The sequence below is a fragment of the Mycobacterium sp. UM_Kg27 genome (assembly GCF_000972905.1).
Classification (GTDB): domain Bacteria; phylum Actinomycetota; class Actinomycetes; order Mycobacteriales; family Mycobacteriaceae; genus Mycobacterium.
In genome coordinates this window covers 1-19,808 of record NZ_JRMM01000079.1, presented here as the reverse complement: position 1 = coordinate 19,808, position 19,808 = coordinate 1, and the positions used below count along the sequence as shown (strand labels likewise).

Genomic DNA, 19,808 nt, shown 5'->3' with positions numbered 1-19,808 from the left:
ATGTGTATAAGAGACAGGCGGCCGACACCGCCATCGCCCGATTCCGGGCCTGACCGGGCGCGTAGGTCGTCGCGATGAGCGCCAGGCCGGTCGGTGCGGCTATGGCGGCCCCAATGCCCTGGACCGCCCGGGCGGCGATCAAGGTGGCAGAGTCGGTAGCCACCCCGCAGACCAGCGAGGCGATAGTGAACACCCCGACCCCGGAGACGAACGCCCGCTTCCGTCCGATGGCGTCGCCCACTCGGCCGCCGAGTAGCAACAAGCCGCCGAAGGTCAACACGTAGGCGGTGATGACCCAGCTCTTGGCAGCGTCGGACAGATCAAGGTCGGCCTGCATCCGCGGCAGCGCCACCACGACGATGGTGCCGTCCAGCGTCGACATCAGTTGCATACCGGTGATCGCCACGATGGCGATACCGAGCACGCTCGACGACAACGACCGGCCGGCCGACTGGGATTCCCCCGGCGCGGCCATAGCAGGTCAGCTTAGCCACCGACGGCCCCGCCGACGTGACCTCCGGGCGAAGTTACAGGGCGCCGAACGCGTCCTGCACGTCCTGGGCATGCGCGACCTGCTTGGCGGTGTAACCGATCAGCAAGGAGATCCCACCGACCAGGACCGCCACCGCGGCAATCCACAGCAGCCCATAGGTGTAGGCGGAATCCAACGCGGCGATCTGCGCGGGATTCATGGTCTTGACCGGCATGTTGGTGCCGCCGAGGTACAGGGTGCGCGACGTGATGACGGCCTGGATGACCGCCAGAACCATCGGCCCGCCCAGGTTCTGCAGCATCAGTGCGATCGCCGAAGTCGGGCCGATCTGGTCGAAGCCCACGCCGGCGATCGCCGACAGGGTCAGCGGCACCACGATCACGCCGATACCGAGCCCACCGAGCACGATCAACGTGACGAAGTTCGGGAAGTACGGGAGGTTGCGGTTGATCGTCGAGCCGTAGATCATCGCGCCCAGCAATACGACGCCGCCGGAGATCACCAGCACCCGGGGCGGGAACCGGCGCACCAGCTGGGACGACAGGCCCAGGCCGACACCCAGCCCGATGACGAACGGGATAAATCCCACGCCGGCACGCAAGGCCGAATAACCCATCAGATCCTGCACGTACAGACCGATGGTCACGGTCAAGGTGAACAGCACGCCGCCGGCGAGGAAGATCGCCGCGAAGGTCAGCAGCCGGTTGCGGTCCTTGAACAGGCTGAACGGCACGACCGGATTCTCGGCGGTGCGCTCCACCACAGCGAACGCCAGCAGCGCCAAGACCGCGACCACACCCGAGCCGATGGTGATGACCGAGATCCAGCCCTTCTCCGGGCCAATCGTGAAGGCAAACACCGCGGCCGTGCAGCCCAGCGTCGCCAGCAGCGCGCCGGCGGCATCCAGCTTCATGCGCTCCCGGTGGGTCTCGGTCAGCGCGGTGCGGGCCAGGTAGACCATCAGCAGGCCGATGGGCACGTTGATCCCGAACGCCAGCCGCCATGACACCTCGGTCAGCGCGCCGCCGACCACCAGGCCCATCACCGAGCCGACGGCGGTCATGGCTCCGAATATCGCGGTGGCGGCATTGCGGGCCGGCCCCTTCGGGAACGTGGTGGCGATGAGCGCCAACGCCGTCGGTGAGGCGATGGCTGAGCCGACACCCTGCAGGAGTCGCGCGATCACCAAGGTGGGCGCATCCCAGGCCACGGCACAGAGCACCGACGCGATGGTGAACAGCGCGACCCCGCTGATGAAGGTGCGCTTGCGGCCGATGGTGTCGCCGAGTCGCCCGCCCAGCAGCATCAGGCCGCCGAAGGTCAGGACGTAGGCACTGATCACCCAGCCGCGACCCGCGTCGGACAAGCCCAGGTCGTCCTGGATCTTAGGAAGCGCAACGATTGCGACAGTGCTGTCCATGGTGGCCAGCAGCTGCATGCCACCGATGGCGATCACGGCGTAGATAAAGCGACGAGACGGCAGCCAGGACGACACATATTTGCTGGTCCAGCTCACGAGATCGGAGCCGCTACGTCCAGGGGGAACCGCCCCGGTCGCACCTTCGGACCACTGCGCGCTCGCCCGCCCTGCATCATCGAGTGCAGTCATAACCGGCTACCCTACAGTAATATTAAGAGCTGTTTAAACCCCGAGACCTGCGACGGCGCCGATAATCACGATCGCGGGAGGTCGGATGCCCTCCGCGCGGATTTTCTCGGGCGCGTCGGCCAGGGTCGCTCGCAGCGTGTGCTGGGCCGGCGTGGTGCCGTGTTGCACTACCAGAACCGGCGTATTCGCAGGTCGACCGCCCTTTTGCAGCACCGCGCTGAATTGCTCGATGCGTTCGACAGCCATCAGCAACACGATCGTTCCGCGCATTGCGGCCAGGGCGTCCCAATTCACTAACGATTCGGGATCGTCGGGTGCGACATGCCCGCTGACCACCACAAATTCGTGGTTCACGGCCCGATGGGTGACCGGTACCCCGGCCAGGGCCGGGACCGCTATGGCACTGGTCACACCCGGCACAACCGTCACCGGAATCCCGGCGTCGGCACAGGCCAGCACCTCTTCATAGCCGCGGGCGAACACGAACGGGTCGCCGCCCTTGAGGCGCACCACGAACTTGCCGGCCTTGGCACGTTCGATCATCAGGGCGTTGATGGCGTCCTGGGCCATGGCCCGCCCATAGGGGATCTTGGCGGCGTCGACGACTTCGACGGTCGGGGGCAGTTCGGCGAGCAGCTCCGGCGGCGCGAGCCGGTCGGCCACCACGACATCGGCGTGCGCAAGCATGCGACGGCCACGCACCGTGATCAGTTCTGGGTCGCCCGGCCCGCCACCCACCAGCGCCACACCGCCACGCACCACATCGGGGGTCGCCTCTGCGTCCACGGTGATGGTGCCGCTCTGCAGGGCCTCCCGGATCGCCGAGCGGATCGCCGCCGACCGGTTGTGCTCGCCGCCGGCCAGCACGCCCACCGACAGCCCGGAGTAAGCGAAGGTGGCCGGGGTGACCGCGGAACCCTCGACGGCCAGATCGGCTCGCACACAGAAGATCTGGCGACGGTCCGCCTCGGCCACGATGGCGGCGTTGACCTCCGGGTCGTCGGTGGCCGCGATCGCGTACCAGGCATCGGCCAGATCCCCGTCGCGGTAGGTGCGCGAGACCAATGTGATGCCCGGCTTACGCTCGCCCAGCGCTTCGACCGCCGGGGTGGCGCTGGGTGCGATCACCAGCACCTGCGCGCCACTGTCCACCAACAGCGGAAGACGCCGCTGCGCGACGCTTCCCGCGCCCACGACAACAACCTTGCGGCCGGCCAGCCGTAAACCGGCTAGGTAGGGATTCTCGGTCACCCGATAACTCTAGTGGCGGCCGTCAGCGCGGCGAAGCCGGGCGCAACGGGTCGCCACCATCAGCCCCCGTGCGACCGTCAGCTGAGTTGCAGCTTTTGGCTGCCCCACTCCCACACCTGCTCGAACAACACCGGCTCGTCAGACAGTCGCGCACCCAGCGAGGGCACCATCTCTTTGAGCGCCGGCAGCCAGTCGGCGAACCTCCCGGCGAAGCAGCGCGCCAGCACCTCCAGCATGGCCGGCACCGCGGTCGATGCCCCGGGCGAGGCACCGAGCAGTCCCGCGATGCTGCCGTCGCCGGCGCTGACGATCGTGGTGTCGAAATCGAGCTGTCCGCCGCGGATGACCTGCACCCGCTGGCCGGCCCGGATCTCGTGCCAGTCCGCGTCATCCGCGGCCGGAAGGAACTCCCGTAGTGCCTCGATGCGGGAGCCGTGGGTTCGCCGCAGTTGGCCGAGGAGGTAGCCGACCAATTCGCGCTCCCGGATCCCGGCGAACAGCAGTGACCGCACGTTGTCGAAGCGGACCGATCGCGGCAGGTCGGTGGCGCGGCCGTGCTTGAGGAACTTCGGCGACCATCCGGCAAACGGTCCGAACAGTAGCCACGACGCACCGTTGACCAGTCGGGCGTCCAGGTGCGGGGCGGTCGTCGACGGCGCGCCCGGCACCGGAGCCCCGTACACCTTGGCGCGGTGCGCGGCGGTGAGCTCGGTGGCCCCGCAGCGCAGGAACACCCCGCCGATCGGGAAGCCGCCGAAGCCCCGCGCTTCGGGGATTCCCGCGCGCTGCAGCAGGCCCAGGGTCGCTCCCCCGGCTCCGATGAACACGAATTTGGCATTGAGTCTTCGGGTTTCGCCGATTCTGCGGTTGACCAGAGTCAACGTCCAGCTGCCATCGGGCTCCCGGCGTAGCGAGCGCACCTCGTGGCCGAAGAGCACCGCGGTGCCGTGCCGCACACCGTAGCCGATCAGCTGACCGGTCAGCGCGCCGAAGTCGACGTCGGTGCCGTGCCGCGCCCAGTCCAGGGCCACCGGAACGTTGGGGTCTCTTCCGGCGGCCATCGCGGGCAGCCGCGCGGCGAACTCGCCGAAGTCGGTGATGAAGTCGGTTCCGGCGAACAACGGGTTGTCGGCCAGCGCACGATGACGCCGACGCAGGTAGTCCACCCCGTCGGCGCCGTGGACGAAGCTGACGTGCGGGACCGGGTGCACGAAGTCGCGCGGATCCTCCAGCAGTCCGTTCTCCACGGCATAGGCCCAGAACTGCCGGGTCACCTGGAACTGCTCGTTGACCCGCACGGCTTTGGCGGTGTCGATCGAGCCGTCGGGCCGCTGCGGTGTGTAAAACAGCTCGCACAGCCCGGCGTGGCCGGTGCCGGCGTTGTTCCACGGATCGCTGCTCTCGCCGGCCGCGGAATCCAACCGTTCGACGACGGTGATCGCGGCACCCGGTTCCAGCCGGCGCAGTATCGCCCCCAAGGTGGCGCTCATGATGCCCGCGCCGATCAGCGCTACGTCGGTCATCTCGGTCTGAACCGATGGGGCCACGCCACCAGCCTATCCAGGACGGCGGCGCCCGGCTCCGCCGCGCTTGCGATCCCCTCGGCCAGGATGGCGGTGACCTGCGGCCCCGCACACCGTTTAGGCTGACGCAATGGAGAGCTACGACCTGGCGATCATCGGAACCGGTTCGGGCAACAGCATTCTCGACGAGCGCTACGCGGACAAGCGGGTGGCGATCTGCGAACAGGGCACTTTCGGCGGCACCTGCCTCAATGTGGGCTGCATCCCCACCAAGATGTTCGTCTACGCCGCCGAGGTAGCCAAGACGGTGGCCGAAGCGTCCCGCTACGGGATCGATGCTCACATCGACGGTGTGCGCTGGGACGATATCGTCTCGCGGGTGTTCGGGCGGATCGACCCGATCGCCGCCGGCGGCGAGCAGTATCGCCGCAGCCTGCCCAACGTCGACGTCTACGGCGACCACACCCGGTTCGGGCCGGTCGGCTCCGACGGCCGATACCTCTTAGTCACCGCGGGCGGTGAACAGTTCAGCGCCGAGCAGGTGGTGATCGCGGCAGGGTCGCGCTCGGCGATCCCGCCCGCCATCGCCGACAGCGGGGTGCACTACTACACCAGCGACGACATCATGCGGATCGCCGAGCTGCCCGAGCATTTGGTGATCGTCGGCGGTGGCTTCATCGCCGCCGAGTTCGCCCACGTGTTCTCCGCCTTGGGCGTCCGGGTCACGGTGGTGATTCGTGGCTCAACCTTGCTGCGGCACTGCGACGAGACGGTTGCAGAACGGTTCACCCGGATCGCCGCGGCCAAGTGGGATCTGCGCACGCACTGCAACGTGGTCGCCGCCCGCAACGATGGGACCGGTGTCGTCGTGGAGCTTGACGACGGCTCGGTGCTGCAGGCCGGCGCGATGCTGGTGGCTACCGGACGAGTGCCCAACGGCGACCTGTTGGACGCCGAGCAGGCCGGTGTCCTCGTCGCCGGCGGGCGGGTAAGCGTGGACAAGTACCAACGAACCTCGGCGCGCGGGGTTTTCGCGCTCGGTGACGTGTCCTCGCCCTATGAGCTCAAGCATGTCGCCAACCACGAAGCCAGGGTGGTGCAACACAACCTGCTGTGCGACTGGGACGACGTGGACTCGATGCGGGTCACCGACCACCGTTATGTGCCCGCCGCGGTTTTCACCGATCCACAGATCGCCTCCGTGGGGCTGACCGAAACCCAAGCGCTGGCAAAGGGTCTCGATATCTCGGTGAAGATCCAGGACTACGGTGACGTCGCCTACGGCTGGGCCATGGAAGACAGCACCGGACTTGCCAAGCTCATCGCCGAACGCGGCACCGGACGACTGTTGGGCGCGCACATCATGGGCTACCAGGCGTCATCAATCATCCAACCGCTGATTCAGGCGATGAGTTTCGGTCTCACCGCGCCGGAGATGGCCCGCGGTCAATACTGGATCCACCCGGCACTGCCCGAGGTCGTCGAGAACGCGCTGCTCGGGCTCCAGTGAAAGGTTCGCCAGATGAAGTCCACCCTGCTGTCCCGGCAAGACCTCGACTTCCTGCTGTTCGACTGGCTGCGCGTCGAGGAACTGACCGGACGGGACCGGTTTTCCGAGCACTCCCGGGAGACCTTCTCCGACACCCTGGATCTGTGCGAACAGCTGGCAACCCGCTATTTCGCCCCGCACAACAAAAAGAGCGACGCGAACGAGCCCACCTTCGACGGGACGAAAGTCACCATCATCGGTGAGGTCAAGGAGGCACTGGCAGCCTGCGCCGACGCCGAGCTGATGGGCATGGCCATGGACTACAGCCTCGGCGGCGCGCAGCTTCCGGCGACCGTGGCCCAGGCCGGCTTCGTGTGGCTGATGGCTGCCAACGTCAGCACCGCGGGCTACCCGATGTTGACCATGGCGAACCTGAACCTGCTCGCCAAATTCGGTACCGAAGAGCAGATCGCCGCCTTCGTCAAACCCATGCTCGCCGGCCGTTTCACCGGGACGATGTGCCTGTCGGAGACTCAGGCCGGATCGTCGCTGGCCGACATCACCACCCGAGCGGAGCGGCGCGCCGACGGCACCTTCCGACTGTTCGGATCCAAAATGTGGATCTCCGGCGGCGAGCACGAACTGACCGACAACATCGTCCATCTGGTGCTGGCCAAGATCCCCGGCGGTCCGGCCGGCACCAAGGGGATCTCACTGTTCATCGTGCCGAAGTATCTGGTGAATCCCGATGGCACGCTCAGTGAGCGCAACGACGTCGTCCTGGCCGGGCTCAACCATAAGATGGGCTATCGCGGCATCACCAACACCGTGCTCAACTTCGGTGAGGGCGTCCACCAGCCCGCCGGCGAACCGGGTGCCGTCGGTTATCTCGTGGGCGACGAGCACCGCGGGTTGAACTACATGTTCCACATGATGAACGAAGCGCGCTTGGGTGTGGGTATGGGTGCGATCGCGCTCGGTTACACCGGCTACCTCAAGTCGCTGGAGTACGCGCGCACCCGGCCACAAGGCCGACCGGCGACGACGAAAGACCCTGCGGCGCCGCAGGTTGCGATCATCGAGCACGCGGACGTCAAGCGGATGCTGCTGGCGCAGAAGTCGTATGTCGAGGGGGCGCTGGCGTTGGCGCTGTATTGCGCGCGGCTCGTCGACATTCAGCACACGGCCCAATCCGACGAGGAACGCGAGCACTCCACCGCCCTGCTGGACATCCTCACCCCGATTGCCAAGAGCTGGCCTTCGCAGTGGTGTTTGGCCGCCAATGATCTGGCCATCCAGGTACACGGCGGCTACGGCTACACCCGCGAGTACGACGTGGAACAGCACTACCGGGACAACCGGCTCAACCCGATCCACGAGGGCACCCACGGCATCCAGAGTCTGGACCTGTTGGGCCGCAAGGTGGTGCAGCGCAATGGGGCCAGTCTGGCCGCACTACAGCGGACGATGAGCGAGAGCATCGCGGCCGCGCATCGGGCCGGCGGCGAACTGGCCGAATTGGCAGCACGACTCGACGCCGTGGTCCAGCGCCTGGTGGCCGTCACTGCGGGGATGTTCGCCGCCGGTGACATCGACGCCGCACTGGCCAACAGCGCGATCTACCTGGAGGCCTTCGGCCATGTGGTGATCGCCTGGATCTGGCTGGAGCAGTTGATTGCCGCAGACGGACGCACCGGAGACTTCTTCGACGGCAAACGCCAGGCTGCGCGCTACTTCTTCCGATACGAGTTGCCCAAGACCGGACCGCAGCTGGACCTGCTGGAGAGCCTGGACCGTACGACCCTGGATATGCGTCCGGAGTGGTTCTGAGCGCCGTCTGACGGGAGAGGCCAACCACCCTGGGTACCAAAGTCCCCGGATGCCCCGATGTTCACCCATGCCACAGTCTGGTCCATACTGCGACTTGACACCCGTCAAGTTTTCGACGACCGCGAGGAGTCCCCAGTGAGCGCGCTGACCACCCACCGCAACACCAGCGAGCACGGCCGAGTACTCGCCGACCCTCAGGCCTACACCGATAACGAGCGCCTGCACAGCTCACTGGCCTGGCTGCGCGCCAACCAGCCGGTGTCGTGGGTGGACGCCCCGCCGTACCGGCCGTTCTGGGCAGTCACCAAGCACGCCGACATCATGGACATCGAGCGCGACAACGAACTCTGGGTCAGTGAACCGCGTCCCATGCTGCTACAGGCCAAGGTCGAGGACCGGGTCAAGGCCGACCAGGAGGCCGGCATCGGACTGCGCACGCTGATCCACATGGACGACCCGCACCACCGGGACATCCGCAAGATCGGCGCGGACTGGTTCCGCCCCAAGGCCATGCGCGACCTCAAGGTCCGCGTCGACGAACTGGCCAAACGCTACGTCGACCGGATGGCCGAGATCGGCCCGGAGTGCGACTTCGTCACCGAGATCGCCATCAACTTTCCGCTGTACGTGATCCTGTCACTGCTGGGCCTGCCCGAGGAGGACTTCCCGCGCATGCTCAAGCTGACACAGGAGATGTTCGGTGGCGAGGACGCCGAGCACCAGCGCGGCCAGGGCGGCGCAGACGAGATCATGGCCGTGCTGCTGGATTTCTTCAATTACTTCTCCGCCCTTACGGCCTCGCGGCGGGCCAACCCCACCGGGGACTTGGCCTCGGCCATCGCCAACGGCCGTATCAACGGCGAACTCATGTCCGACATGGACACGCTGTCCTACTACGTCATCGTCGCCAGTGCCGGCCACGACACCACCAAGGACGCCATCTCGGGCGGCCTGTGCGCGCTGGTCGAGCACCAGGATCAGCTCGAGCGTCTCCAGAACGACATGAGCCTGATACCGCTGGCTGTCGAGGAGATGATCCGCTGGTCCACGCCGGTCAAGCAGTTCATGCGCACCGCCACCCGCGACACCGAGGTGCGCGGCGTGCCGATTCCCGAGGGTGAGTCGGTCCTGCTGTCCTACGTCTCGGCCAACCGCGACGAGGACATCTTCGACAACCCCTTCACGTTCGACATCGGCCGCGACCCCAACAAGCACCTGTCGTTCGGCTACGGCGTTCACTTCTGCCTGGGCGCGGCTCTGGCCCGTCTGGAGCTCAACAGCCTGTTCACCGAACTGGTGCCGCGCCTGGAGTCCATCGAGTTCGCCGGCACGCCCGAACTGTCGGCGACCACGTTTGTCGGCGGCCTCAAGCGCCTTCCGGTGCGGTACTCGATGCGCTAGCCGGACCGGGCCAGGCGGCTACAGCGGCGTGACGTACGCCGAGCTGATCCCGCCGTCCACCAGGAACGTCGAGCCAGTGATGAACGAGGCGTCATCGCTGGCCAGAAAGGCGACCGCGGCCGCGATTTCCTCCGGCTCGGCGAACCGGCCCACTGGCACGTGCACCAGCCGTCGCGCGGCGCGCTCCGGGTCGGCGGCGAACAACTCCTGCAACAGCGGGGTGTTCACCGGCCCCGGGCACAGCGCGTTGACCCGGATGCCCTGCCGGGCGTACTGCACACCGAGCTCACGGGACATGGCCAGCACGCCGCCCTTGGAGGCGGTGTAGGAGATCTGGGAGGTGGCCGAACCCATCACCGCCACAAACGATGCGGTGTTGATGATCGATCCCCGCCCGGCGGGCGTCATGTGCCGCAGCGCCGCCCGGCAGCACAGGTACACCGACTTGAGGTTGACGTCCTGAACCCGTTGCCAAGCAGGCAGTTCGGTGGTTTCGATCAGGTCATCGTCGGGCGGCGAGATGCCGGCATTGTTGAAGGCGATGTCCACCGACCCGAATGTCTGGGCCGCGGTGTCGAACAGCGCGTCGACCTGGTCCTGATCGGAGACGTCGACCTGGACGAACAGACCGTCGAGCTCGTCGGCGACCGCGGTGCCCGCCGCCTGGTCGAGGTCACCGACCACGATCTGGGCGCCTTCGGCGCGCATCCGCCGCGCGGATGCCAAGCCGATTCCGCCACCGGCACCGGTCACCACGGCCACCCGTCCGGCCAGGCGTTGGGTCAGGTCGGTCACTGCGTCTCCTTCACTGCGATGAATACGTTTTTGGTCTCGGTGAACGCCAGTGGGGCGTCCGCGCCCAATTCCCGGCCCAGCCCCGACTGTTTGAAGCCCCCGAACGGAGTGGTGAAACGCACTGAGGAGTGCGAATTCACCGACAGGTTGCCCGCTTCCACCGCCCGCGAGACGCGCAGCGCCCGGGACAGGTCGTTGGTCCAGATCGAGCCGGACAACCCGTAGACGGTGTTGTTGGCCATGGTGATGGCGTCGGCCTCGTCGTCGAACGGCAGCACCGTCACCACCGGGCCGAAGATCTCCTCGGTGACGGATCGGTCGGTGGCCGCGGGAGTCAGAACCGTGGGCGGGAACCAGAATCCGGGTCCGGTGGGCGCGTGACCGCGGAAGGCGACCGGGGCGTCGTCGGGCACATAGGAGGCCACCTTCTCCCGGTGCGGGCGGGACACCAGCGGGCCCATCTCGGTGTCACGGGAGGTCGGATCGCCGACCACGACCCCCGTCACCGCGGGCTCCAGCAACTCCATGAAGCGGTCATAGACGCTGCGCTGCACCAGGATCCGGCTTCGTGCGCAGCAGTCCTGTCCGGCGTTGTCGAACACGCCGTAGGGCGCCGTCGCCGCCGCCTGCTCCAGGTCACAATCGGCGAAGACGATGTTGGCGCTCTTGCCACCGAGTTCCAGCGTGACCCGCTTGACCCCGGCCGCCCCCGCCTGCAGCACCCGGGTGCCGGTGGTGGTGGAACCGGTGAACACGATCTTGGCCACGCCCGGGTGGGTGACCAGACGCTCCCCCACTTCCGCCCCGCGGCCCGGCAGCACCTGCAGCAGGTCGGGGTCCAACCCCGACTCAGCGGCCAGTTCCGCCAAGCGCAGCGTGGTCAGCGGCGTCCATTCGGCGGGCTTGATCAACACCGCGTTACCGGCGGCCAGCGCCGGGGCGAAACCCCATGCGGCGATCGGCATCGGGAAATTCCACGGGGTGATGATCCCGACGACGCCGAGCGGCTCGTGGAAGGTGACGTCGAGACCGCCGGCGACCGGTATCTGCTTGCCGGACAGCCGCTCCGGGCTGGCGGCATAGAACTGCAGCACGTCGCGGACATGGCCGGCTTCCCATTCCGCGGCCGACACCGGATGGCCGGAGTTGGTGACTTCCAGCGCAGCCAGCTCGTCGATGTGGGCGCCGACAATCGCGGCGAAGTCCCGCAGCGCGGCGGCTCGCTCGGCCGGGGCAAGCTTGGCCCACCGCTTCTGGGCGGCCTGCGCCCGGCGCACCGCGTCGTCGACGGCGGCGGCTTCGACATGGTCGACGGTGGCGAAGACCGCGCCGGTGGCCGGGTTGATCAGGTCGGTACTGATGTCTCGGCTCCTTGCTCGTTCGTTCCTCGCTCGCCGTCGCCTTCGCGGATCATTCGCTCACCCGTGTTGCCGCGTACTTGCCCGCTTCGGCCACGATCGCGGCGAACAGCCGCAGATCGTCCGGGGATTCCTCGGGATGCCACTGAACCGCGAGCACGAAGTCCTCCCCGGGAAGCTCGATCGCTTCGATGACCCCGTCGTCATCGCGCGCACTGACGACAAGTTTCGCACCCACCTCGGCGATCGCCTGATGGTGGTAGCACTGCACCTGGCAGGTCTCGCCGAGAAGCGCGGCCGCCCGGGTGCCGGCCAAGGTGCGCACCGGCATCGGGGTGAAGACGCCGTTGCCCGCCCGGTGCCCGGAGTTGCCGATGACGTCGGGCAGGTGCTGGTGCAGTGTCCCACCGAGGGCCACGTTGAGTACTTGGGCGCCACGACAGATCCCCAGCACCGGCATTCCGCGCCGCATCGCCTCGGCCAGCAGGGCGAATTCCCATGCGTCCCGGGTGGTGTCGGGCCGATCGGTCTCGTCGTGCGGCGTCTGGCCGTACCCGAGTGGGTCGAGGTCGCGCCCGCCGGTGATCACCAGGGCACTCACCCCGGCGAGCACGCCGGCGGCGATCTCGGGCGTCACCGGCTGCGGCGGCAGCAGCACTGCGATACCGCCGGCGGCGGTGATGCCCTGGATGTACTGGGCGGGCAGTAGGCCGGCGCGCCTATCCCAGACCCCGAACTTCGCTCGGTCCAGGTAGGTCGTCAGACCCACCACCGGGCGAGGGGGTTCAGAAGCGTTCAAAACCCCGGACCCTCTCCCAGTCGGTCACCGCGGTGTTGAATGCGTCCAATTCGACACGGGCGCTGTGCAGATAATGCTCGACCACCTCGTCGCCGAACGCCTTGCGCGCGACTGCCGATTCGGCGAACAACTCCATAGCCGCGCCCAGCGTGGTAGGCAGGTGCGGCAACCCGCCCCGGTAGGCGTCACCGTCGACCGGTTCGGGCAGCGCAAGGTCATTGTCGATGCCGTGCAACCCCGCCGCGATCAGTGCCGCCACCGCCAGATAGGGATTCACATCGCCGCCCGGCACCCGGCACTCGACTCGCATCGAGTCGCCGCGGCCGAGAACCCGCAGCGCACAGGTGCGATTGTCCAGGCCCCACGCAATCGCCGTCGGAGCGAAGCTGCCCCCGACGAATCGCTTGTAGGAGTTGATGTTCGGTGCGTAGCACAAAGTCAGCTCGGGCAGCGTGGCCAGCACGCCCGCCAAAAAGGCGCGGAACAACGTCGACATACCGTGCGGGGCGGCCGGATCGGCGAACACCGGAGCACCCTCGGTGCTGCGCAATGACAGATGCACATGGCAGCTGTTGCCTTCGCGTTGGTCGAACTTCGCCATGAACGTCAGGCTCTTGCCGTGTTGGTCGGCGATCTCCTTGGCACCGCTCTTGTAGACGCTGTGGTTGTCGCAGGTGGTCAGCGCCTCCTCATAGCGGAAGGTGATCTCCTGCTGGCCGGTGTTGCACTCCCCCTTGACGCCCTCGCACCGCAGTCCCGCGCCGGTCATCCCCAGCCGAATGTCACGCAGCAGCGGCTCCAGCCGAGTGCCGGCGACCAGACCGTAATCGGCGTTGTAGTCCGTTCCCGGAGTCAGCCCGCGATAGCCGCCGGCCCACGCCTGCCGGTAGCTGTCTTCGAAGACCAGAAACTCCAGTTCCGTTGCGGCGTAGGCAACCAGCCCGCGCTCGGTCAGTCGGGCGACTTGGGCGGCCAGGATCTGGCGCGGGGCCACCGCGACCGGGGTGCCGTCCGGCCACAGTGCGTCGGCCAGCACGTGGGCGGTGCCAGGCAGCCACGGAATGCGCCGCAGCGTTGCGAAGTCCGGTTTGAGCACCAGATCGCCGTAGCCGGTTCCCCAGTCGGCGATGGAGTAACCGGAGACGGTGTTCATCTCCACATCAACGGCCAGCAGGTAGCTGCAGGCCTCCACGCCGTGTCCGGCGACCTCAGCAAGAAAGTGCTCCGCGGCGACCCTCTTACCGACCAACCGGCCCTGCATGTCGGCGAATGCCACCACAACGGTGTCGATCTCGCCGGAGGCGACCAGTTGTTGCAGCTCGGTCTGGGAGAGCATCGCGGCCCGGGTCATTGTGCTCCTTCGCCGACGACGGTCTTCCCTGACATTTGAGTGCTGTCAGGCTACCCGCCCGCGCTCAGTCGACGGGCTCCAGCCGTCGAAATTGAGCGGTGCGATAACAGTCAGCGCATGTGGAGCGACGGATCTTGCCGCTGGTGGTAATCGGCAGCGAGCCGGGAGCAACCAGCACCAGGTCGGCAACCCGGACCCCGTGAGATCGGGAAACCGATGCCGCGACATCTTTTTTCAAGGCCGCTATGGTCGCCAATTGCTCTTCCACGGTGTTGCCCCGGTTCTTGACCTCGGCGATGACCACCAGTTGCTCGCCGCCCTCACCGCTGACCGGCACCGCGGCAACGCGTCCGCCGGTGAGCTCCTGCACGGTCGCCTCGATGTCGTCGGGGTAGTGATTTCGGCCGTCGACGATCAATAAGTCTTTGATGCGACCGACCACCAACATCTCGCCCGCGTAGATGACGCCGAGATCTCCGGTGCGCAGCCACGGCCCCACCGGTGTGCCGGCGGACGGCGACTCCAGGTGCCCGCCGAAGGTGCGCTCGGTGGCCTCCGGGTTGTGCCAGTAGCCGCTGGCGACGTTGGGCCCGTGCACCCAGATCTCACCGACATGCCCATCGGGGCTCTCGGTGCGGGTCTCGGGGTCGACGATCCGCACCGTGCACGCCCGCGGGGCGCCGACGCTGACCAGCTCCGCCCCGCCCGGGCCAGCCTGCGCGGTGCCGCCGACCAGGTTCTCGTAATCGAGCCGAACGGTCACCGGACGGTTCGCGCGCGGTGCCGAGGCGACGTAGACCATTGCCTCGGCCAGCCCGTACGACGGTGCCAGCGCGTTGGCAGGCAGGCCGAACCGGGCGAAGCGGTCAGTGAAGCGGCGGATCGTCGCCGCGTGGATGCGCTCGCTACCGCTCAAGATGGTGTGAACCCTGCTCAAGTCGAGGCCGGCCATGTCCTCATCGGTGGTCCGGCGCGCGGCCAGTTCGAACGCGAAGTTGGGCCCGGCGGTGAACGCACAGGGGTTGATGGCCAGCTGCTGGATCCATCGAGACGGCTTCTGCAGGAACGCGATCGGGCTCATCACGACCGAGTGGCGGCCCAGCAAGACGGCTCCCATCACCCCCAACAGCAGACCCATGTCGTGGTAGAAGGGCAGCCAGGACACCAGCGTGGTGTCGGGCGGCGGCGCTCCGCCGTCCTGCCCGAAGTAGTCCGCCATCACCTGTTCGATGTTGGCGAAGATGTTGCGGTGCGAGACCACGACGCCTCTCGGCGAGCCGGTCGAACCGGATGTGTATTGCAGCAGCGCGGTCTTGGTCGGCAGCGCGCCGGTTCCCTCCCAGGGCACGGGGGCATCGAGATCGATCAGGTCCACCTCAACGATCGCGGGCGAACTGCCGCCGACAGCGCCGACACACCCGTGGATATCGGCGGCGACGGCCGATGTGGTGAGCACCGCGGCCGGTGCGCAGTCCTTGAGCGCCGCGGTGACTCGTTCGTCGTGGCTGCCGAACGCCGGTACCGGTAGCGGCACCACGATGCAGCCGGCTTCCATCGCGCCGAAGAACCCGGCGATGTATTCCAGGCCTTGCGGTGCGAGCAACGCAACCCGGTCGCCCGGGGAGGCGATTGCGGCGACCTCCGCTGCCACGGCCTCGGTGCGGCGCAGAACCTGCCACCAGGTCAGGGTGTCGGCGTACCCGGCCGGATCGACCTCGTAGTCGATGTAGGTGAACGCCGGCCGATCGGGCCACTGCTGAGCACGTTCACGCAGCAACGCCGGTATTGATTCCCCCCAAGACAGCATTCTGTATCCCCCCAGATACGTATTTCATTATTTTTAGCCGGCGCTCCCTCGTTCGCCGGCTACGCCGGAACCTACTCTTCCCCGCTGCGTATTACCAGGTGCTGGCGCGCAACACGATCTCCATGGCGAACTGTGCGGTGAACTCACCGGCACTGCGTCGCCCGGGCAGCATCACCAACCGGTGCTCGCCGTAGACGAACCGCTGGCTGGCGTTGGCCACTGACGCGGTGGCCCGGGAACTGACCAGCACGGTGGTGTTGATCTCCACCGGCGGGCAGCGCTCGTCCCGGATCGCACCGCTCAGATCAGGCGCACGGGGGTGACCCCGGTCGAGCGCCACCAGGCCGGTGAAGCGGTCTGGTCGGGTGGCCGCGAGTTCCCAGGCATTGTCGGCACCGGTCCGATCGCCCACCAGCACGCCGCACTGCACGCCCAGCGAGTCGAGGATGCCGATCACCGATTTGGGCGTCAGACGCGGGTCCGCGCCGATCACGATGGTGCGCAACGAGGCGGTGTGCAATCGCTGACAAACCGCGTCGTAGGCGGTGACCGGGTGCTGCGCCGCGGCGAGCACAACGACGACGGGCCCGTTTTGGGGGCCTGCCACATCGACCGGAATCGGGAACCCGTCGATGGTCATCATCGTGCCCGGCATCTGCGCCACGCTACAGCCCCTCGGGCGGCAGGGGGCGGTTTTGGCGGGCCCCTTAACGGCTCTACAGACAACAGCCGTAAGTCACGGCAGGGTCAGAATCTCGGCGCCGTCGTCCGTTACCACCAGGGTGTGTTCAAACTGAGCACTCCACTGTCCGTCGCTGGTGACCACCGTCCAGTCGTCGTCCCAGATGTCGTAGTCCAGGCCGCCGAGATTGATCATCGGCTCGATGGTGAAGGTCATCCCCGGCTCGATGACGGTGTCGACTTCGGGCTGGTCGTAGTGCAGGATCACCAGACCGTTGTGGAAGGTCGGACCGATCCCGTGACCGGTGAAGTCACGGACCACGCTGTAACCGAACCGGTTCGCATAAGACTCGATGACCCGGCCTATCACCGACAGTGCGCGGCCGGGTTTAACCGCCTTGATGGCGCGCATGGTGGCCTCGTGGGTGCGCTCGACCAGCAGTCGGTGTTCCTGCGAGACGTCCCCGGCCAGGAAGGTGGCGTTGGTGTCGCCGTGCACGCCGTCGATGTAGGCGGTGACGTCGATGTTGACGATGTCGCCGTCGGCGATCACCGTCGAGTCGGGGATGCCGTGACAGATGACCTCATTGAGCGACGTGCAGCACGACTTGGGAAAGCCCTTGTAGCCCAGCGTCGAGGGATAGGCGCCGTGGTCGACCATGAACTCGTGGGCGATGCGGTCCAGCTCATCGGTGGTCACGCCGGGCGCGACAGCCTTGCCCGCCTCGGCAAGCGCACCCGCCGCGATCCGGCTCGCCACCCGCATCTTCTCGATCACCTCGGGAGTCTGCACCCACGGCTCGGACCCCTCGGCAGCCGTAGCGCGGCCGACGTATTCCGGGCGCGGGATCAGGCGGGGCACCGGCAGCGTCGGAGACAGCACGCCGGGAGAAAGCGGAGCACGAACGGGCATTACGCCAGCCTAACGGTGATCGCCAGGCCGGCGGAGCCGGGCGAAGCGGATCACCGCCATCGACACCGCGGCGCTGGTCAGCGCCGCCAGCGGAGCTTGCGCCGCGGACCCCTGATGTCCACCGAGCCGCACACCACGCGGCCGGTCAGCACCAGGTGCGGAGCCCCTTCGGCGGGCGGGTCGGTGCGGCGATCGCGGGCGCTGCCGCCGTAGACCTCGACATCGTCGATCGAGGCGCTGGCACCTTCGGGCAGTCGGATGTCGACCGATCCGAATCGCATGTCGAGTTCGATCACCACGACCGGACCGGCGAACCGGGCCTTAGTGAGGTCAAGGTCTACCGAGCCCAGGCGGCGCACCAATGCCAGCCGGGTCGGCACGATCCATTCTCCGTGGCGTTTGAGCGACCCGGCCCAGCCGCGCAGCTCGACCCGGTCGGCCGCCGAGGTAACGATGGCGCGGGGACCCGGCAGGTCACCGATCAGGGTGTCGAGCTCCGAGCGCATCCGTGCCTGCGACACCTGCGCCGCGCGCTCCTCGAACTCCCCGATGTCGATCAGTCCGAGGGAGACGGCGTTGTGCAGGCGGCGCAACGTGCCGTTGCGGTCCGCATCCGAGATCCGCAAGGCCACGTCGGCTATATCGTCGCTGAGACCCGTCATGGGTTCTCAATTTACGCCGCTACAGCAGGAAGTTGTCCGGCAGCGAGTCGAACATCACCTTGGTCATCCGGACCGCGTACTGCGAGCTGCCACCGCCGACGATCAGCGACGCAAAGGCCATGTCACCGCGGTATCCGGCGAACCAGGAATGCGAGCCACCGGCGAACTCGGCCTCCCCGGTCTTGCCGTAGACCGGGCCGCAGCCGGCGATGTCGCGTGCGGTGCCGTCGGTCACCACCAACCGCATCATCTCGCGCAGCCCGTCGAGCATCTCCGCGCTCACCGGGGCCGCCACCGGGCCGTTGACCGCCGTCGGACGGCCTTCGATCAAGCGGGGTACCGGTGTGTGTCCGGCGGCCACCGTCGCCGCAGCCAGGGCGACGCCGAAGGGGCTGGCCAAGACCTTGCCCTGACCGAAGCCGTCCTCAGTACGTTCGGCCAGGTCGACGGTCGGCGGAACCGAGCCGGTGACGGTGGTGATCCCGTCAACCAGGTAGTCCACCCCGATCCCGTAGCGGCTGGCCGCCTGCGACAGCGCCCGCGGCGGCATCCGGCTGGCCAGCTCGGCGAAAGTGGTGTTGCACGAATTGGCGAAGGCCCGCGACATCGGCACCAGGCCCAGGTCGAATCCGCCGTAGTTGGGGATGGTGCGCTGGCCGATGTCGAGTTCACCGGGGCAACCCACCATGGAGTTCGGCGTGGCCATGTCCCGTTCGATCGCCGCGCCGGCGGTGACCATCTTGAACGTTGATCCGGGGGGATACAGGCCACTGGTCGCGACCAGGCCGTCGGCATCGGCAGCCGCGTTCTGCGCAACGGCGAGCAGTTCACCGGTCGACGGCTTGATCACCACCATCATCGCCTTGTCGCCGCGGGTGTTGACCGCGTTCTGGGCGGCGCGCTGCACCGCCCGGTCCAGGCTGATGGTCAGCGAGGGTGCGGGCGCCGGATCGACCTCGTGCAGAACCGCGACGTCGACGCCGTTCTGGTTCTCGCTGACGACACGCCAGCCCGCGGCACCTTCGAGTTGGTTCGCGACGGCCTTCTTGACCTCGCTGATGAGCATCGGCGCGAAGTGGTCATCGGTGGGCAACAGATCCGGGTGCGGGGTGACCACGACGCCCGGGAGGGAGCCGATGACGGGCTCGACACGGTCGTGATCCGCCTTGCGCAGCGTGATCAGGTCGAGCGGAGACCTTGAGGAACTGGCCCGTTCGGCCAGCCACTGCGGCTCACCCAATGCGTCGTCGAAGGGGCGCAAGGTGTCGACTACCGCCCGCGCGGTGCGCATCAGGTTTCGGCCGGCCCGGGTGGCGTCCAACATGTAGTGGTAGACGTAGCCCGGCACCAGCACGTCGGTCCCGCCGGCCTCGTTGACGGCGGCGCGACGCGGCGGGTCGGCCCGCAGCGCGAAAGTCTGGTGCTCGCCCAGTTTGGGATGCAGGCCGGTGGCCGTCCAGCGGACCGCCCAGTGTCCTTCGTTTCGGACCATCTTGAGCTGGCCGTCGTAGGCCCAGGTCCGGTTCTTCGGCAGCGTCCAGGTGTAGCGATATGCCACGCTGCCGGTGTCGTCGTTGTAGCGCGCGCTGAGCAGTTGGGCATCCAGGTGTTCGGCCTGCAGGCCGGCCCAGGCGGCGTTGAGTGCGCTGCGTGCCGCAGACGGGTCGTCGCTGAGTTCTGCGGCCGTCGCGGTGTCTCCGGTGGCCAGCGCGGCGAAGAACCGCTCGGCGACGGGTCCTGGGCCGTCGGGGCGGGGTGTGCAGGCCGCCATGCCGGCCGCGGTCAGCACCACGGCCACCAGACCCGTGACGCGTGTGACGAATGAGCTTGCAGTTGTCATTGGGGC

Annotated in this window: 16 protein-coding genes; 3 read left to right on the top strand and 13 right to left on the bottom strand. The window is 67.5% G+C overall.

Annotated features, from left to right (window positions below; genetic code table 11):
- The 4 genes from LI94_RS13455 to mqo form a co-directional block, all read right to left on the bottom strand.
- Positions 1 to 475 (bottom strand): MFS transporter (locus LI94_RS13455; RefSeq protein WP_046301485.1); only part of this gene is annotated, 475 nt, incomplete at its 3' end.
- 52 nt (positions 476 to 527) lie between these two features.
- Positions 528 to 2,102, bottom strand: coding sequence for an MFS transporter (locus LI94_RS13450; RefSeq protein ID WP_024443176.1), 1,575 nt, complete (start codon positions 2,100 to 2,102; stop codon positions 528 to 530).
- 33 nt (positions 2,103 to 2,135) lie between these two features.
- Positions 2,136 to 3,353, bottom strand: coding sequence for a uroporphyrinogen-III C-methyltransferase (cobA, locus tag LI94_RS13445; RefSeq protein WP_046301484.1), 1,218 nt, complete (start codon positions 3,351 to 3,353; stop codon positions 2,136 to 2,138).
- A gap of 77 nt (positions 3,354 to 3,430) precedes the next feature.
- Positions 3,431 to 4,876: a malate dehydrogenase (quinone) gene (mqo, locus tag LI94_RS13440; RefSeq protein WP_046301483.1), complete on the bottom strand. Its 1,446-nt coding sequence runs from the start codon at positions 4,874 to 4,876 to the stop codon at positions 3,431 to 3,433.
- A 130-nt stretch (positions 4,877 to 5,006) separates the two neighbouring features.
- Here mqo and mtr point away from each other — a divergent pair, with 130 nt between their 5' ends.
- From mtr to LI94_RS13425, 3 genes are all read left to right on the top strand, one after another.
- On the top strand, positions 5,007 to 6,386 hold the full coding sequence (mtr, locus tag LI94_RS13435) for a mycothione reductase (RefSeq protein ID WP_046301482.1): 1,380 nt from the start codon (positions 5,007 to 5,009) through the stop codon (positions 6,384 to 6,386).
- A gap of 12 nt (positions 6,387 to 6,398) precedes the next feature.
- Positions 6,399 to 8,195, top strand: a complete 1,797-nt coding sequence (locus LI94_RS13430; RefSeq protein WP_046301481.1) for an acyl-CoA dehydrogenase — start codon at positions 6,399 to 6,401, stop codon at positions 8,193 to 8,195.
- A 135-nt stretch (positions 8,196 to 8,330) separates the two neighbouring features.
- Positions 8,331 to 9,596 (top strand): cytochrome P450, encoded by a 1,266-nt coding sequence (locus tag LI94_RS13425; protein WP_046301480.1) that lies wholly within the window; start codon positions 8,331 to 8,333, stop codon positions 9,594 to 9,596.
- An 18-nt stretch (positions 9,597 to 9,614) separates the two neighbouring features.
- Here the strand turns inward: LI94_RS13425 and LI94_RS13420 are convergent, their stop codons facing one another.
- The 9 genes from LI94_RS13420 to LI94_RS13380 all read right to left on the bottom strand — a co-directional run bounded on the left by LI94_RS13420 (position 9,615) and on the right by LI94_RS13380 (position 19,802).
- Positions 9,615 to 10,391, bottom strand: coding sequence for a 3-oxoacyl-ACP reductase (locus LI94_RS13420; protein WP_024443182.1), 777 nt, complete (start codon positions 10,389 to 10,391; stop codon positions 9,615 to 9,617).
- Entirely contained in the window at positions 10,388 to 11,752 is a 1,365-nt protein-coding gene (locus LI94_RS13415) for an aldehyde dehydrogenase family protein (protein ID WP_046301479.1), read from the bottom strand. The genes LI94_RS13420 and LI94_RS13415 overlap by 4 nt, the downstream gene beginning before the upstream one ends.
- A 49-nt stretch (positions 11,753 to 11,801) precedes the next feature.
- Positions 11,802 to 12,548 carry a gamma-glutamyl-gamma-aminobutyrate hydrolase family protein gene (locus LI94_RS13410; protein WP_239651221.1) on the bottom strand — a complete coding sequence of 249 codons (747 nt, stop codon included), beginning with the start codon at positions 12,546 to 12,548 and terminating at the stop codon, positions 11,802 to 11,804.
- Positions 12,535 to 13,899, bottom strand: a complete 1,365-nt coding sequence (locus tag LI94_RS13405) for a glutamine synthetase family protein (RefSeq protein WP_046301478.1) — start codon at positions 13,897 to 13,899, stop codon at positions 12,535 to 12,537. The genes LI94_RS13410 and LI94_RS13405 overlap by 14 nt, the downstream gene beginning before the upstream one ends.
- Before the next feature lie 64 nt (positions 13,900 to 13,963).
- Positions 13,964 to 15,706: an AMP-binding protein gene (locus LI94_RS13400; RefSeq protein WP_046301477.1), complete on the bottom strand. Its 1,743-nt coding sequence runs from the start codon at positions 15,704 to 15,706 to the stop codon at positions 13,964 to 13,966.
- A 91-nt stretch (positions 15,707 to 15,797) separates the two neighbouring features.
- Positions 15,798 to 16,361 (bottom strand): alpha/beta hydrolase, encoded by a 564-nt coding sequence (locus LI94_RS13395; RefSeq protein ID WP_024443187.1) that lies wholly within the window; start codon positions 16,359 to 16,361, stop codon positions 15,798 to 15,800.
- A gap of 81 nt (positions 16,362 to 16,442) precedes the next feature.
- Positions 16,443 to 17,300: a type I methionyl aminopeptidase gene (gene map / locus LI94_RS13390; protein ID WP_024443188.1), complete on the bottom strand. Its 858-nt coding sequence runs from the start codon at positions 17,298 to 17,300 to the stop codon at positions 16,443 to 16,445.
- A 77-nt stretch (positions 17,301 to 17,377) separates the two neighbouring features.
- The gene (locus tag LI94_RS13385; RefSeq protein WP_024443189.1) at positions 17,378 to 17,962 is read right to left on the bottom strand and encodes a DUF1707 domain-containing protein; all 585 of its coding nucleotides are present in this window, start codon (positions 17,960 to 17,962) and stop codon (positions 17,378 to 17,380) included.
- A gap of 19 nt (positions 17,963 to 17,981) precedes the next feature.
- Entirely contained in the window at positions 17,982 to 19,802 is a 1,821-nt protein-coding gene (locus LI94_RS13380) for a penicillin-binding transpeptidase domain-containing protein (RefSeq protein ID WP_024443190.1), read from the bottom strand.
- Positions 19,803 to 19,808 lie beyond the last annotated feature (6 nt).